At 53.6% G+C, this 13,383-nt stretch carries 15 protein-coding genes; 3 read left to right on the plus strand and 12 right to left on the minus strand.

Annotated elements, in window-relative coordinates; genetic code table 11:
- Nucleotides 1-137 precede the first annotated feature (137 nt).
- The 11 genes from truD to accA form a co-directional block, all read right to left on the minus strand.
- On the minus strand, nt 138-1,175 hold the full coding sequence (truD, locus tag QZJ86_RS16055; RefSeq protein WP_301671484.1) for a tRNA pseudouridine(13) synthase TruD: 1,038 nt from the start codon (nt 1,173-1,175) through the stop codon (nt 138-140).
- Nucleotides 1,172-1,645: a 2-C-methyl-D-erythritol 2,4-cyclodiphosphate synthase gene (gene ispF / locus QZJ86_RS16060; protein ID WP_301671485.1), complete on the minus strand. Its 474-nt coding sequence runs from the start codon at nt 1,643-1,645 to the stop codon at nt 1,172-1,174. The genes truD and ispF overlap by 4 nt, the downstream gene beginning before the upstream one ends.
- A complete protein-coding gene (gene ispD, locus QZJ86_RS16065) occupies nt 1,642-2,337 on the minus strand; it encodes a 2-C-methyl-D-erythritol 4-phosphate cytidylyltransferase (RefSeq protein WP_301671486.1) in 696 nt (231 codons plus the stop codon). Before ispD ends, ispF begins: the two co-directional genes overlap by 4 nt.
- A 1-nt stretch (nt 2,338) precedes the next feature.
- Nucleotides 2,339-2,626: a septum formation initiator family protein gene (locus QZJ86_RS16070; protein WP_407081620.1), complete on the minus strand. Its 288-nt coding sequence runs from the start codon at nt 2,624-2,626 to the stop codon at nt 2,339-2,341.
- Nucleotides 2,627-2,722: 96 nt separating this feature from the next.
- The gene (gene eno, locus QZJ86_RS16075) at nt 2,723-4,009 is read right to left on the minus strand and encodes a phosphopyruvate hydratase (RefSeq protein ID WP_301671487.1); all 1,287 of its coding nucleotides are present in this window, start codon (nt 4,007-4,009) and stop codon (nt 2,723-2,725) included.
- A 9-nt stretch (nt 4,010-4,018) separates the two neighbouring features.
- Nucleotides 4,019-4,852, minus strand: a complete 834-nt coding sequence (gene kdsA, locus QZJ86_RS16080; protein WP_301671488.1) for a 3-deoxy-8-phosphooctulonate synthase — start codon at nt 4,850-4,852, stop codon at nt 4,019-4,021.
- A 2-nt stretch (nt 4,853-4,854) separates the two neighbouring features.
- Nucleotides 4,855-6,501 carry a CTP synthase gene (locus tag QZJ86_RS16085; RefSeq protein WP_301671489.1) on the minus strand — a complete coding sequence of 549 codons (1,647 nt, stop codon included), beginning with the start codon at nt 6,499-6,501 and terminating at the stop codon, nt 4,855-4,857.
- Nucleotides 6,502-6,678: 177 nt separating this feature from the next.
- Nucleotides 6,679-6,876 carry a hypothetical protein gene (locus QZJ86_RS16090; protein ID WP_301671490.1) on the minus strand — a complete coding sequence of 66 codons (198 nt, stop codon included), beginning with the start codon at nt 6,874-6,876 and terminating at the stop codon, nt 6,679-6,681.
- A 2-nt stretch (nt 6,877-6,878) separates the two neighbouring features.
- On the minus strand, nt 6,879-7,148 hold the full coding sequence (locus QZJ86_RS16095; RefSeq protein ID WP_320415828.1) for a hypothetical protein: 270 nt from the start codon (nt 7,146-7,148) through the stop codon (nt 6,879-6,881).
- Nucleotides 7,105-8,433: a tRNA lysidine(34) synthetase TilS gene (gene tilS / locus QZJ86_RS16100; protein ID WP_301671491.1), complete on the minus strand. Its 1,329-nt coding sequence runs from the start codon at nt 8,431-8,433 to the stop codon at nt 7,105-7,107. Before tilS ends, QZJ86_RS16095 begins: the two co-directional genes overlap by 44 nt.
- 61 nt (nt 8,434-8,494) lie before the next feature.
- Entirely contained in the window at nt 8,495-9,469 is a 975-nt protein-coding gene (accA, locus tag QZJ86_RS16105; RefSeq protein WP_301671492.1) for an acetyl-CoA carboxylase carboxyl transferase subunit alpha, read from the minus strand.
- Nucleotides 9,470-9,558: 89 nt separating this feature from the next.
- Between accA and QZJ86_RS16110 the strand changes: the two genes are divergently transcribed.
- Both QZJ86_RS16110 and QZJ86_RS16115 read left to right on the plus strand, forming a co-directional pair.
- Nucleotides 9,559-10,869 carry a replication-associated recombination protein A gene (locus QZJ86_RS16110; protein WP_301671493.1) on the plus strand — a complete coding sequence of 437 codons (1,311 nt, stop codon included), beginning with the start codon at nt 9,559-9,561 and terminating at the stop codon, nt 10,867-10,869.
- 19 nt (nt 10,870-10,888) lie between these two features.
- On the plus strand, nt 10,889-11,539 hold the full coding sequence (locus QZJ86_RS16115; protein ID WP_301671494.1) for a DUF2959 domain-containing protein: 651 nt from the start codon (nt 10,889-10,891) through the stop codon (nt 11,537-11,539).
- 359 nt (nt 11,540-11,898) lie between these two features.
- Here QZJ86_RS16115 and QZJ86_RS16120 read toward each other — a convergent pair whose 3' ends face one another.
- Nucleotides 11,899-12,243: a hypothetical protein gene (locus tag QZJ86_RS16120; RefSeq protein WP_301671495.1), complete on the minus strand. Its 345-nt coding sequence runs from the start codon at nt 12,241-12,243 to the stop codon at nt 11,899-11,901.
- A 354-nt stretch (nt 12,244-12,597) separates the two neighbouring features.
- Here QZJ86_RS16120 and QZJ86_RS16125 point away from each other — a divergent pair, with 354 nt between their 5' ends.
- Entirely contained in the window at nt 12,598-13,281 is a 684-nt protein-coding gene (locus QZJ86_RS16125) for a hypothetical protein (protein ID WP_301671496.1), read from the plus strand.
- The last annotated feature ends 102 nt before the right edge of the window (nt 13,282-13,383 follow it).

Raw genomic sequence — 13,383 nt, forward strand, 5'->3', positions numbered from 1 at the left:
CGCTATCAAACATGTAGGATGAGCGTAAAAGTTATTATTTTTATAACGCGATCACGCGCTACCGTCCGTGTAAGAATTATAAATTTAGACGATTACAACCCAAAAAGCTTTTTTATCAAAACTAATTCAAAAAATGCTTAAATCGCCGTGTCCGCTGCGTCGCCGATGATTTCCCGCAACAACGCCGTCGCATAGCTACCGGCCGGCAAGGTAAAACTTAGCTGTAATTGCACCGGCCGCCACTGCCAGCCCAAGGCTTCCGGCAATACCCGCAAGGCTCTACGGTCCGCTTCCAGTTCAAATGCGATCAGACCGTCGGCCAACGCCGGATTCGCCGCTATCACGGCAATCTCTATCGCCCCCGCCTCCGCGCTAGTCAAACTGCCGCCGCGCCCCCACATCACCGCCGTTGGATGAATATCGCCTTGCTCGACGCGTTCGGCCAACGTAGTGTCGTGGGCGTCGCCGGTAAAACAGCTGTTGCTGCCGTCCAGCTTGAACACATCGCCTTCCAGCGCGCGATTCCAATTAGCTAACTCGACCCGCCGCGCCAATATCTGATTGAATAAATAAGAGCGCGCCGCCGACAAATACAAGGAACGATGTTCGCGTTTGACTTTAGCGCCGGCAAACATCGCCTGCGCGCGAACGATATTCTGCCCGTTCCGCCCGAAACGTTGCGGTCCGAAATAATTCGGAAAACCATGGGCTTTGATCTGTTCCAGCTGCTTTTCGGCGAGTTCCCTGTCGCCAGACCAATTACGAATCAACAGCGTGAATCGATTGCCAGCCAATACACCACGCTTCAGTTTACGGGCGTGGCGAACCGCTTTTAGAATCTTCAACTGGTCGGTTTCGACACCGGACCAGTCAGGATCTTCCTTACCCGGCAACCAAACGCTGAACCATTGCCGGGTGCGGCCGTGACGGTCTTTCAGGCCGGCATAGCTGACATCGCGCTGGCGGACGCCGGCATACCGAGCCAGCAGGCGAGCGACATATTCGGTATTTTCGCCGACTTTTTCGATATACAGAAAGACATGCTCGCCGCTACCTTCCGGCTCGAACGACAAAATTTCCTCGACGATGAAGTCGTCGGCTTCGGTTTTGATGTCGCCGGTACCGGACGGTCCGCCGTAGGCACAAGGCCATTCGGGTAATGCAAAGTTGCTCACTTTTCGATCAACACCACCGCCTGCACGGCGATGCCTTCCTTGCGGCCTTCGAAGCCGAGTTTTTCAGTGGTGGTGGCTTTGACGTTGATGAAATCGACATCGACCTTAAGATCGGCAGCGATATTGGCGCGCATGGCAGGTACATGCGGCAGCATTTTTGGCGCCTGAGCGATGATCGTTACGTCGGCGTTGATCAGCGTATAGCCGCTCTCCTGGACGATTTTATAAACATGACGCAACAACACGCGGCTATCGGCGCCTTTGAATTCGGGGTCGGTATCCGGGAAATGTTTGCCGATGTCACCCAAAGCCGCCGCACCGAGAATGGCGTCCGCCAGGGCATGCAAGACCACGTCGCCGTCGGAATGGGCTTCCAGGCCTTTTTCATAAGGGATTTTGACGCCGCCCAGAATGATGTGGTCGCCGTCGTTGAAACGGTGAACGTCGTAGCCTTGACCGACTCGGATCATGCTTGTTGCTCCATATAGAATTGCGCCAGCGCCAGATCTTCGGGCCGGGTGATTTTGATGTTGTCGGGGCGACCTTCGACGATCTTAGGCTTGTAGCCCAACAGTTCCAGCGCGCTGGCTTCGTCGGTGATCGCAGGATTGCCTTCGGTTTGTTGCAGCGCATCGCGTAGCATGCCGTATTTAAACATCTGCGGCGTCAGCGCCCGCCAGATGTGTTTGCGGTCGACGGTAGCGGTGATGGTGTCGCCGTCGACGTGTTTCAGCGTGTCGTGCGAGGACAGCGCCAGGATGCCGCCGACCGGATCGTTCTTCAATGTTTCGATCTGGAGATGGATGTCGGCCGAGGTCAGGCAAGGGCGTGCCGCGTCGTGCACCAGCACCCAGTCGTCTTCGTCGGCCAGGCCTTGCAAGGATTTCAGCGCCGACAACACGGAATCGGCACGTTCCTTGCCGCCGGGGGCGGTAATCACGTTAGGATGCTTGGAAACTTCCAGCTCTGGCCAGTACGGATCTTCGATGGAAATCGCCACCGCAACTGCCTGAAAAGCGCCGGATTCCAGCAAGCGAAGCAAAGTGTGTTCGATGACGGTCTTGTCGGCCAGCGGCAGATACTGTTTGGGGCGGTCGGCTTGCATGCGTTTGCCGACGCCGGCTGCGGGCACCACGGCCCAGCATTTGAGAATTGGGTTCATGCTATTCCAGCACTTGAAAGAAGGTTTCGCTTTCCTTGATCATGCCCAGCTCGTAGCGGGCACGTTCCTCGATGGTTTCCAGGCCGCGGCGCAGATCGAGCACCTCTGCATACAAGGAATCGTTGCGTTCCTTTTTTTCCTGGGCTTCCTTGGTCAGCGTATCCAGGCGTTCCCGATAATCGCTAATTTGCGAGACGCTGGCATCGCCCAGCCAAAACCGGTACTGGAAGTGGACAATCAATAGAATGATGACGGCGATCAACGTTTTAATGGCGGGTATCTCGATCATGTAGGTGGGCTATGCTCAGGAAAGCATAGCCCAACAATAAGGCCAACATTTTGGGTTACGCCCTTCGACTACGCTCAGAGCCTAACCCAACCTACATTATTTAGACAGCATTTTAAACGCGCTACGGCCGGCGTATCTGGCTTTTGCGCCCAACTCGTCTTCGATTTTCATCAGACGGTTGTATTTAGCGACACGGTCGGAACGGCTCAATGAACCGGTCTTGATCTGGCCGGTGCCGGTAGCAACGACGAGATCAGCGATGGTAGTATCTTCGGTTTCGCCTGAACGGTGTGAAACCACCGCGCTGTAACCCGCCGCTCTGGCCATGCTGATTGCTTCCAAAGTTTCGGTCAGAGTGCCGATTTGGTTGACTTTGATCAGGATGGAATTGGCGATGCCTTTCTCGATACCTTCTTTCAGAATCGCCGGGTTGGTCACGAACAAATCGTCGCCGACCAACTGGATGCGGTTGCCCAATTTTTCAGTTTGATATTTCCAGCCGTCCCAGTCGTTTTCGTCCAGACCGTCTTCGATCGAGATGATCGGATATTTGTCAACCCAGGCCGCCAGAAAGTCGACCATTTCCACAGAATTAAAGCTGCGGTTTTCGGCGGACAATACATATTTGCCGTCGTCGAAATATTCGGAAGCAGCGGCATCCATACCCAGGTAGATGTCTTGGCCGGCTTTGTAACCGGCTTTTTCGATGGCTTCCAGGATGACTTCGATGGCTTCTTCGTTGGAACGCAGGTTAGGCGCGAAGCCGCCTTCGTCGCCGACGGTGGTCGCCAGGCCTTTGGATTTCAACACTTTCGCCAGGTTATGGAACACTTCGGCGCCGTAACGGATTGCTTCGCGGAAAGTTGGCGCGCCGACTGGCAGAATCATGAACTCTTGCAGATCAACGCTGTTGTCGGCATGCGAACCGCCGTTAATGATGTTCATCATCGGCACCGGCAAGATGAATTCGCCACTGGTATTCAGGAAACGATACACAGGCAGGCCGGCTTCTTCGGCAGCAGCGCGAGCGGCGGCCAGCGAGACGCCCAGGATGGCGTTGGCACCCAAACGGCTTTTGCTAGAGGTGCCGTCCAGCGCGATCATTTTTTCGTCCAGAGCAGCCTGATTAGAGGCATCCAGGCCGACCACCGCTTCGCGCAGCTCGGTGTTGACGTAGTTGACGGCTTTCAGCACACCTTTACCCAAATAACGGGCTTTGTCGCCATCGCGCAATTCGATCGCTTCGCGTTCGCCAGTGGAAGCGCCTGACGGTACCATTGCGCTACCGACAATGCCGGACGCCAGATAGACTTCCGCTTCAACAGTCGGGTTACCGCGTGAATCCAATACTTCTCTTGCTTTTACGTCTACTATTCTTGCCATTACCTTGCCCTATAGTGTGGTTTCAATCAGGCTGCTGGATTTAACAGCCCGGTCTATTGTTACTAACGTTTCTAATAATTCTTTCATGCGGTGCAGCGGCCAGGAATTGGGGCCGTCGCTGAGCGCTTCTTCCGGCTTGGGATGCGATTCCATGAAAATCCCTGAAATGCCAACCGCTACCGCTGCCCGAGCCAATACCGGCACATGCTCGCGCTGGCCACCAGAGACATTGCCTTGCCCGCCCGGCAACTGCACGGAATGGGTGGCGTCGAACACCACCGGACAACCGGTATCGCGCATCACAGCCAAAGACCGCATGTCCGAAACCAAATTATTATAACCAAACGACACGCCGCGCTCGCAAACCATGATCTGTTGATTGCCGGTAGCCTTGGCCTTGGCGGCGACATTGGCCATGTCCCAAGGCGCTAAAAACTGGCCCTTTTTGATATTGACCGGTTTGCCCAAGGCGGCGACGCTTTGAATGAAATTGGTTTGCCGACATAGGAAAGCTGGGGTTTGCAGCACATCGACCACGGCCGCGACTTCCGCCAACGGCGTGTCTTCGTGGACGTCGGTCAACACCGGCACGTTCAACTGCTGTTTGACCTTTTCCAGAATCTGCAGGCCTTTTTCCAGACCGGGGCCGCGAAAGCTGCCCAATGACGACCGATTAGCCTTGTCGAACGACGATTTGTAGATGAAAGGGATATTCAATTCGTCGGCGATTTCCTTCAATTTACCAGCGGTATCCAGCGTCATTTGCTCGCTTTCAATCACACAGGTACCGGCGATCAGGAAAAACGGCTGATCCAGGCCCACTTCGAAATTACATAATTTCATGCTTAACCTTGTTTTTTGTGCTCTTGAGAGCATTTGTGTTTGGCGGCCGCTTCGACGAAACCGGAAAACAAGCGATGGCCGTTGCGCGGCGTCGAGGTGAATTCAGGGTGGAACTGGCACGCCAGGAACCAGGGATGATCCGGCAACTCGATAATCTCCACCAAGCGACCGTCCAGCGATTTGCCTGAGAAGCGCATACCGGCTTCTTCCAGTTGTTTGAGATATTGATTGTTGAATTCGTAACGATGGCGATGGCGTTCGGTAATCACGTCTTTTTGATACAACTCGAAAGCCAGCGAATCGGCTTTAAGGCTGCATTTTTGCGCACCCAAGCGCATGGTGCCGCCGATATCCGAATCTTCGTCGCGTACATTCAATTGTCCGGCCTCGTCCATCCACTCGGTAATTAAACCGATCACCGGATGCGGACTGTTCGGCAAAAACTCCGTACTGTGCGCGCCTTCCAGGCCGACCACGTCGCGGGCGAATTCGATCACCGCCGACTGCATGCCCAGGCAAATGCCCAGATAAGGAATTTTGTTTTCGCGAGCAAAGCGCACCGTAGAGATCTTGCCTTCCACGCCACGCTCGCCGAAACCGCCCGGCACCAGAATCGCATCGACATCCTTCAATTGCGCGGTACCTTCGGCTTCGATGGTTTCCGAGTCGATGTATTTGATGATGACTTTGTGGCGGGTATGAATACCGGCGTGAATCAAGGCTTCGTTCAGCGATTTATAAGCATCGGTATGATCGACATATTTGCCGACAATAGCGATTTCCACCTCATCGGTCGGATGAGTCAGACCGTCGACGACTTTTTCCCAGGCCGTTAAATCGGCAGGCGGCACATCGAGACGTAATTGGTCGACGACCAGATCGTCCAAACCTTGTTCGCGCAGCAGCAGCGGGATACGGTAAATCGTATCGGCGTCGATCGCGGAAATCACCGCTTTTTCGTTGACATTGGTAAACAGTGCGATCTTGCGACGCTCGCTGGCCGGAATCGGCTGCTCGGAACGGCAGATCAGAATATCCGGCTGGATACCGATGGTGCGCAGTTCTTTTACCGAATGTTGGGTCGGTTTGGTTTTGATCTCGCCGGCCGATTTGATGTAGGGCACCAGTGTCAGATGGATGAACACCGCGCGGTCGCGGCCCAGTTCAACGCCCATTTGGCGGATGGATTCCAGGAAGGGTAGCGACTCGATGTCGCCCACCGTGCCGCCGACCTCGATCAAGGCCACGTCGGTGCCTTCGGCGCTGGCATACACCCGGCGCTTGATTTCGTCGGTAATGTGCGGAATCACCTGCACCGTCGCGCCAAGGTACTCGCCCTTGCGCTCGTTGCGCAATACTTGCTCGTAGACCTGGCCGGTGGTGAAGTTGTTTTTCTTGGCCATCGTCGTTTTCAAAAACCGCTCGTAATGGCCCAAGTCCAGATCGGTTTCCGCGCCGTCCTCGGTGACGAATACTTCGCCATGTTGAAACGGGCTCATGGTGCCTGGATCGACGTTGATATATGGATCGAGCTTGGTGAGAGTGACTTTCAAGCCGCGATCTTCAAGAATCGCCGCCAGGGACGAAGCGGCTATCCCTTTTCCCAAGGATGAAACCACACCGCCGGTGATAAAGATGAATTTTGTCATGAACGTTTTGCGCCCTGTTCAGCGAATAGCAAGGGGTCGAAAAAGGCGCAAATTTTATCAGTTTTGGTTTGAAATTGCCTTTTTAATTCGACACAACCAGCAACTACCTCGCGTTGCCGCCGGGAATACGCTTGAGCTTGCCCCGCCCCAATCGCTAAAACGCCTACTTTTTTGAGCTTATAAATCCTGCTCGGCACCCGATCGCAAATTGGGCCAAGAGCTGAAGGCGAACACCCAGATCATGATGATATTGACGACCGGCACTAACAATACTAGCGTCCAACGCCCATCGAATCCGGCCTTTTCCAAAATTCGATAACCCAGCCACAAGCAAAACAACACATAGACCGGTAGTAAAATAAAATACAGTTCCATGATCAGCGCTCCTTTTTAGCATGCGGCCAAGCTTGCAAGGCCAATTGCATAAAAACAATCAACAAACCAAAGATAGGTAAAAACACCAGCGCAGCCCAGGCCGGATTCAGACCGGCTTTCTTGTAGATCAAGATGGCCGGTATCGCGATCATCATGCCCACTATTGCCGCCTGAAGTATATCCGGAAACATCATCATGACTCCTCCCAACACAATTTGCCGCTTATCATCACACGCTTTCGGGCGCACGCCAATCCACGCGATAACAATCATCCAATGCATCGCACCAAGCCCATTCAGCCACCCATAAGCCGGCCACCGCCGCCAAGCGCTCGCCTAGATAAATCAGCGGCCGGGCATCTCTTTCCCAAGGCGGAACAGCCGCTTCTTGATAGAGTTTTTTCAAACAATGATGCCCTATCCGCCCCGGCAACTTCAATTTTTCGCCGCCCTGCCGCGCAGCCACGACCACTTCCGAAATATCCCATAACGATTTGGCGATGCCGGACGAAGAGACCACTTTACTCAATACATAGCCATTACTCAGTGCCACGCTCTTATCCTGCCGCGGCCAGACTATGGGCTGCGCCTGCTTGCGCAAATGCTCGGCGGCTATACAAAACAATTTTTGCCGGTACTTCTTGATGTAACAGCCTTGAATATAAAGCTGCGGCTGCGCATCGTCCCGGCCGTCGATCAATTGATCGACCAAGGTTTGCAACACTGCTTGGCTAGGCGGCTTCAAGCCCATCCGGCTTAGCCATCGCCGTAACAAACCATTGCGCTGCGCGGCCGACATGATCGGTAAATCACTTATCGACAGACTGCCATCCGCCGGATCGAAAATAGTTTGTAAGGTTTGTTCAGTCCAGTCGTCGATCATCCGGGTCGCATCGCCGCAATGCGCTGCCGAACGGGCCACGGTTTTGTCCAGGGACGGCCAGCGTTGTTTCAATAATGGCAGGATTTGATTGCGCAGATAGTTGCGATCGAAATCACTGCTTTGATTAGTAGGGTCTTCAACCCATTGCAAACGATGGGTTTGCGCATATTGCGCTATGTCCTGTTTGGCCACATTTAGCAAAGGCCGCAACATTCGCCCCAGACCAAACTCGGCGGCGACCGGCATCCCTGCCAACCCTGCCACGCCGGCACCCCGAAACAATTGCAGCAACAGCGTTTCCATCTGATCCTCGCGGTGCTGGGCCAATAACAATACATCGCCGACCGTCAGCAAATTCCGCAACGCCTGATAACGAGCCTCGCGCGCCGCGGCCTCCGGGCTTTGACCGTTTTCGGCACGGGCATCGACTATTAACAGTTGAAAATCAACACCCAAGCGCTCGGCTTGCCGACGACAATGTTCGCCCCAAGCGGCTGCGACTGTTTGCAAACCATGGTTGACGTAGACCGCGACGATTTTGCTTTTGAGCGTCGGCTGCGTGGCGCACAAATGCAGCATGACATGCGAGTCGATGCCGCCGCTGTAGGCCACGTAGATTTTGCCGGCAGATTCCGGCAACAGCGAAGCGATGGCTTTATAACTGAGTACAGGCATGTTTTACCCACAAAAAAGGCCGAGTGAAATCGGCCTTTATCGAACAAAAATTAGCTTAAGTTTATTTAACGGGCTCTTCGATATACGAACCAAAGCGCATGATACGTTGATAGCGTTTTTCCAACAGCTGATCCAAGTTTTGCGCCTCGTTACTGAGCTCATCAAGATGTCTCAGTAACGCCTCCTGCAAATTCCCGGCAATTTTCTCGAAATTGCGATGACCGCCGCCCACTGGCTCACGAATCACTTCGTCCAAGAATCCCTGTTCGCGCACCCGGTCCGAGGTAATCCCCATCGCTTCCGCCGCCAATTGGGCCTTGTCGGCGCTTTTCCACAAGATCGACGCACAGCCTTCCGGCGAAATCACCGCATAGGTGCTGTACTCCAACATCAACAAGCGATCGCCGACGCCAATTGCCAGCGCGCCGCCGGAACCGCCCTCGCCGATTACGGTGCAGATGATCGGTGTTCTTAATTTGGACATTTCGAACAAATTGCGGGCAATCGCCTCGCTTTGTCCGCGCTCCTCGGCGCCGATACCGGGATATGCGCCGGGGGTGTCGATCAGACAGATGATAGGTAAATTAAAGCGTTCGGCCAGTTTCATCACTCGCAGCGCTTTACGATAGCCCTCCGGACGCGGCATGCCGAAATTGCGATAGATCTTTTCCTTGGTGTCTCGGCCTTTTTGATGACCGATTACCACCACTGGCCGACCTTCCAGACGCGCCAGGCCACAGACTATCGCCGGGTCGTCGGCATAAGCCCGGTCGCCGTGCAGCTCATGAAATTCGGTAAAAATCAGATCGATATAATCCAGCGTATACGGACGGCCCGGATGTCTGGAGAGTTGCGAAATCTGCCAATCGGATAAATCCGAAAAGATACTCTCGGTCAGGCTTTCGCATTTCTGCTCCAGCAACTTCAAGGTTTCGGAAATATCGAAATTATTATCAAGCTCGACCTTGCGCAGCTCTTCTATCTTGGCTTGCAGTTCGGCAATAGGCTGTTCAAAATCTAAGAATTTTAAATCCATGTCAATCGGCGTCAGAATCACTAAAATGGTCGGCAATTCTAATGAAAAAAGCCGATATTGCCTATCTGTTTTACCCAACCGCCTAGAAAATGAACAAAAACGCCACCTTAGAGACCCAAGTGCATGCGCCGCTAGCCGCCAGGATGCGTCCGGCCACACTGGATGATTTTATCGGCCAACAGCATCTGTTGGCGAAAGGTAAATCGCTCAGAGCCGCCATCGACCAGGGTGTGCCGCACTCGTTGGTTTTCTGGGGACCGCCCGGCGTCGGCAAGACCACGCTGGCCAAAATCATAGCCAGCAGCGCCCACTGCCATTTCATCGAATTGTCGGCGGTGATGGCCGGTGTCAAAGAAATCCGCGCCGCGGTCGCCGAAGCCGAAGATGTCAAACTGACTCGCAATCTGAATACCGTGGTGTTCATCGACGAAATCCACCGTTTTTCAAAAAGCCAGCAAGATTCGCTGTTGGCGCCGATCGAAAACGGCACCATCATCCTGTTCGGCGCTACCACCGAAAATCCGTCGTTCGAATTGAATAATGCGCTGTTGTCCCGGTTGCGGGTTTACGTACTGCGCAGTCTGGACGCCGAAGCATTGACGAATCTATTGAAACAAGCGCTGCATGACCCGCAACGCGGCCTGGGTCAACGCCAGCTCAGCGTAGACGACGATACCCTGCAACTGATCGCCAAAGCCGCCGACGGCGACGCCCGCCGCTGCCTGAACATCTTGCAGATTGCCGCCGATCTGGCCGAGACCGTCGACGGCCGGGAAACCGTCAACCCGGAAGTTATCAACGAAGTCTTGCAAGGCCACGCCAACCGCTTCGACAAGGGCGGCGATATTTTTTACGACCAGATCTCGGCCTTGCATAAATCGGTGCGCGGCACCGATCCCGACGCGGCGTTGTACTGGTTTGCCCGGATGCTGGACGGCGGCTGCGACCCTTTGTATATCGCCCGCCGGGTGATTCGGATGGCATCGGAAGACATCGGCAACGCCGATCCGCGCGGCCTGGAACTGGCGCTGAACGCGGCGCATGCCTACGAACGGCTGGGCAGCCCGGAAGGCGAATTATCGCTGGCCCAGGCGGTGGTCTATCTGGCCTGCGCACCGAAAAGCAATGCGGTCTATGTCGCTTACAAGGCGGCGATGAACGACGCCCGCAACAGTGGTTCGCTGGAAGTGCCTGTCCATCTGCGCAATGCGCCGACCAAACTGATGAAGGAACTGGGCCACGGCGCCGAGTACCGCTACGCCCACGACGAGGCGAACGCCTATGCAGCCGGCGAAAACTATTTCCCGGAGCCGCTAAAGGGCCGCCACTACTATTTTCCGGTCGAGCGCGGCTTGGAAGCCAAGATCAAAGAAAAACTCAATTTTCTTCGAAAACAATAAATTAAGCTTGGGAGCTTTTATGAAACGCGCAACACAACTGGCATTGGCACTATCGCTGTCATTCGGCTTATCAGCCTGCTCCACCGTGTACTACAGCGGCTTGGAGAAAATTGGCATCCCCAAGCGCGAGGTGATGGTGCATCGCGTGGAAAAAGCCCGCGACACCCAGGAAGAAACCAAGCAGCAGTTCAAGTCGGCATTGGAGCAATTCACCGTATTGACCAATTTCAAGGGCGGCGATCTGGAAGCCACCTATAACAAACTAAACGGTGAGTACGAAGCCAGCGTCAAAAAGGCGGAGGAAGTGAATAAACGCATCGCCGATATCGAGGACGTTTCCAACGCGCTATTCAGCGAATGGGAAACCGAGCTGGGCCAATACAGCAACGCCTCGTTGCGCCGAACCAGCCAACAAAAATTGACCGCGACCAAGGCTCACTATCAGCAATTGCTAGCCGCGATGCGCAAGGCTGAGGCTAAAATCGAGCCTGTGCTGAGTGTATTCCGAGATCAAGTGCTGTATTTGAAACACAACCTGAACGCCCAAGCGATTGCCGCGCTAAAAGGTCAATTGGATTCGGTCAAATCGGACGTATCGGCTTTGGTGGTGGAGATGGAAAAATCGATCAATGAAGCGGATGCGTTCATCAAGACCATGGAGAAACCATAGAGCCGCGTATTGCGCTGCGGCGAGTTATTCGAATCGATTCGGAATGTTTACCGTACCGGCCAACATGTTATTGGCGCGCCTCGCACCGAACAGCGCAAACCTTATACTGATTTATCGGCAAAGGACTAGCTTAACCTCAGCGTTTTTTATATCTACACCCCAATTTGGGTGACCGATAAAACGTAATAGCTGTAATAAACCACAGACACCAAAAGCAATACATTCAATAGTTTTTCGACTCTACTGTATTGTTCTTGCTGATATTTTTTAGCATTTTTTGCTCTCATCCGACCCTCCGATGTTCCATGAGACATGTCAAAGCCAAATCGATGGCGCCGCCTACGACAATACTGTTTCGTTTATCTGCTGATGCCGTTGCCAATCCAAGCGCCCGCTGCCGCGCCGATACCCGCACCGAGTGGATCGCCTTTGCTCATTTCGTAACCCGCCATGCTGCCTAAAGCGCCGCCGACCAAACCTTGAGTCGAACGCTGATCGTAACTTTGATAGCGCGGCGCTGGCTGCGGTGCCGGCGCGTAATGAACTACGCGCTCGGGATAATAGACCCGTTCAACTTCAACATAATGGTCATGGTGATGCCCATGATGATGACCGTGATGTCCATGCCCGTGACCGTGCCCATCAGCGTAGGCCAAAGGCGAACACAACAAACCAATTGCAACTAAACCTGTCACTCTGAACATAAAAAACGCCTTCTCTGGAAAAGTAATTCAGTTGCTAATTAGTGTAGAGCGCATTATTTAATTCTTGATTAGGAACAGATTAAGAATTGATGAAGATTTCAATGTCGGCTGATATTGGCTTTGCCAAGTTTTACCGTGCATACAGTTAAACCACGCTCCAAAGGCTTGGTGTCATCTGTTTCGAGGATTTATGATATAAAGCGCTGCTTATTTGAGTCGCTACCATCGGCCGTGCTGTGCTCGCTGACAGTCGATAACAAAGCGCTATCCGCCAGGTGGAAATTCAGGGTAGCCACAAAAAAACCGATTGGCAATGCCAGTCGGGTCAATAATTTTATTCCAGGGGGACAGGTCATGTTAGAAATCTTAATATTCGTTGCCGCAGTGTTAGCCATCGGTTCAGTCGTTTGGGTAATCAAAAACAAGAACAAGACAACCGGCAAAATCCCGACAACAACCCATCAACCAGCATCGTCTGCAGTCAATAATCCACAACCCAAAACAAACCCCGTTACCACAACGAGCGAACAGACTGCCAAGTCCGTGGATACCACTAAACCCGCTTCAGTATCTGAATCGAGCCTAGCGCCTAAACCAGCCCCGGCACAGCCCGTTGCCGTCAAGTCCGCAAGCCCGATTCCAGCCAAAATTGAAACAGACAAAATTCCAGAAGATTCAGTCCTCAGCCGGCATCACCTCGCCGCCTTGCAAGCCGAAAAAGATCATATCAGTAACCCTTATCCGACCGATTCCGTGCTGCGCAGGCATTATGACACCATGCACCAAGTCGCCGTACCTAACACTAACACCGCTACAGAAACCGTATCACCCCAGCCGCAAGCCGAAGTAAAAGCGCCGATTGCGGAAAAGGAGCGCATTCCGGAAGACTCGACACTGAAGCGACATGTTCTGAGCCAACTGCGCAGCGAGATTGAAGCGGAACTGCCCCCTAAACCGACCGATTCCGCCTTGAAACGTCACTACGAAGGCTTGGTGCAGGCAAAACTGCAACAACGCTTGACAGAATACGCCGCATAGTCAGACCAGTCATACGCGTCGCAACGCTACCCAATGTCTATGACAAACTCCGGATGGCCGACAAGCTAATCCGGAGAGTTTTCCCTCAGTGGTTTCGCGTCT

This window comes from Methylomonas montana (genome assembly GCF_030490285.1).
GTDB classification, from domain to species: domain Bacteria; phylum Pseudomonadota; class Gammaproteobacteria; order Methylococcales; family Methylomonadaceae; genus Methylomonas; species Methylomonas montana.

What these genes read in the sequence shown, in the direction of transcription:
- ispF (WP_301671485.1), bottom strand. Translation starts at nt 1,645, where the DNA reads ATGATCCGAGTCGGTCAAGGCTACGACGTTCACCGTTTCAACGACGGC.
- ispD (WP_301671486.1), bottom strand. Translation starts at nt 2,337, where the DNA reads ATGAACCCAATTCTCAAATGCTGGGCCGTGGTGCCCGCAGCCGGCGTC.
- QZJ86_RS16070 (WP_407081620.1), bottom strand. Translation starts at nt 2,626, where the DNA reads ATGATCGAGATACCCGCCATTAAAACGTTGATCGCCGTCATCATTCTA.
- eno (WP_301671487.1), bottom strand. Translation starts at nt 4,009, where the DNA reads ATGGCAAGAATAGTAGACGTAAAAGCAAGAGAAGTATTGGATTCACGC.
- kdsA (WP_301671488.1), bottom strand. Translation starts at nt 4,852, where the DNA reads ATGAAATTATGTAATTTCGAAGTGGGCCTGGATCAGCCGTTTTTCCTG.
- QZJ86_RS16085 (WP_301671489.1), bottom strand. Translation starts at nt 6,501, where the DNA reads ATGACAAAATTCATCTTTATCACCGGCGGTGTGGTTTCATCCTTGGGA.
- QZJ86_RS16090 (WP_301671490.1), bottom strand. Translation starts at nt 6,876, where the DNA reads ATGGAACTGTATTTTATTTTACTACCGGTCTATGTGTTGTTTTGCTTG.
- QZJ86_RS16095 (WP_320415828.1), bottom strand. Translation starts at nt 7,148, where the DNA reads ATGATTGTTATCGCGTGGATTGGCGTGCGCCCGAAAGCGTGTGATGAT.
- tilS (WP_301671491.1), bottom strand. Translation starts at nt 8,433, where the DNA reads ATGCCTGTACTCAGTTATAAAGCCATCGCTTCGCTGTTGCCGGAATCT.
- accA (WP_301671492.1), bottom strand. Translation starts at nt 9,469, where the DNA reads ATGGATTTAAAATTCTTAGATTTTGAACAGCCTATTGCCGAACTGCAA.
- QZJ86_RS16110 (WP_301671493.1), top strand. Translation starts at nt 9,559, where the DNA reads ATGAACAAAAACGCCACCTTAGAGACCCAAGTGCATGCGCCGCTAGCC.
- QZJ86_RS16115 (WP_301671494.1), top strand. Translation starts at nt 10,889, where the DNA reads ATGAAACGCGCAACACAACTGGCATTGGCACTATCGCTGTCATTCGGC.
- QZJ86_RS16120 (WP_301671495.1), bottom strand. Translation starts at nt 12,243, where the DNA reads ATGTTCAGAGTGACAGGTTTAGTTGCAATTGGTTTGTTGTGTTCGCCT.
- QZJ86_RS16125 (WP_301671496.1), top strand. Translation starts at nt 12,598, where the DNA reads ATGTTAGAAATCTTAATATTCGTTGCCGCAGTGTTAGCCATCGGTTCA.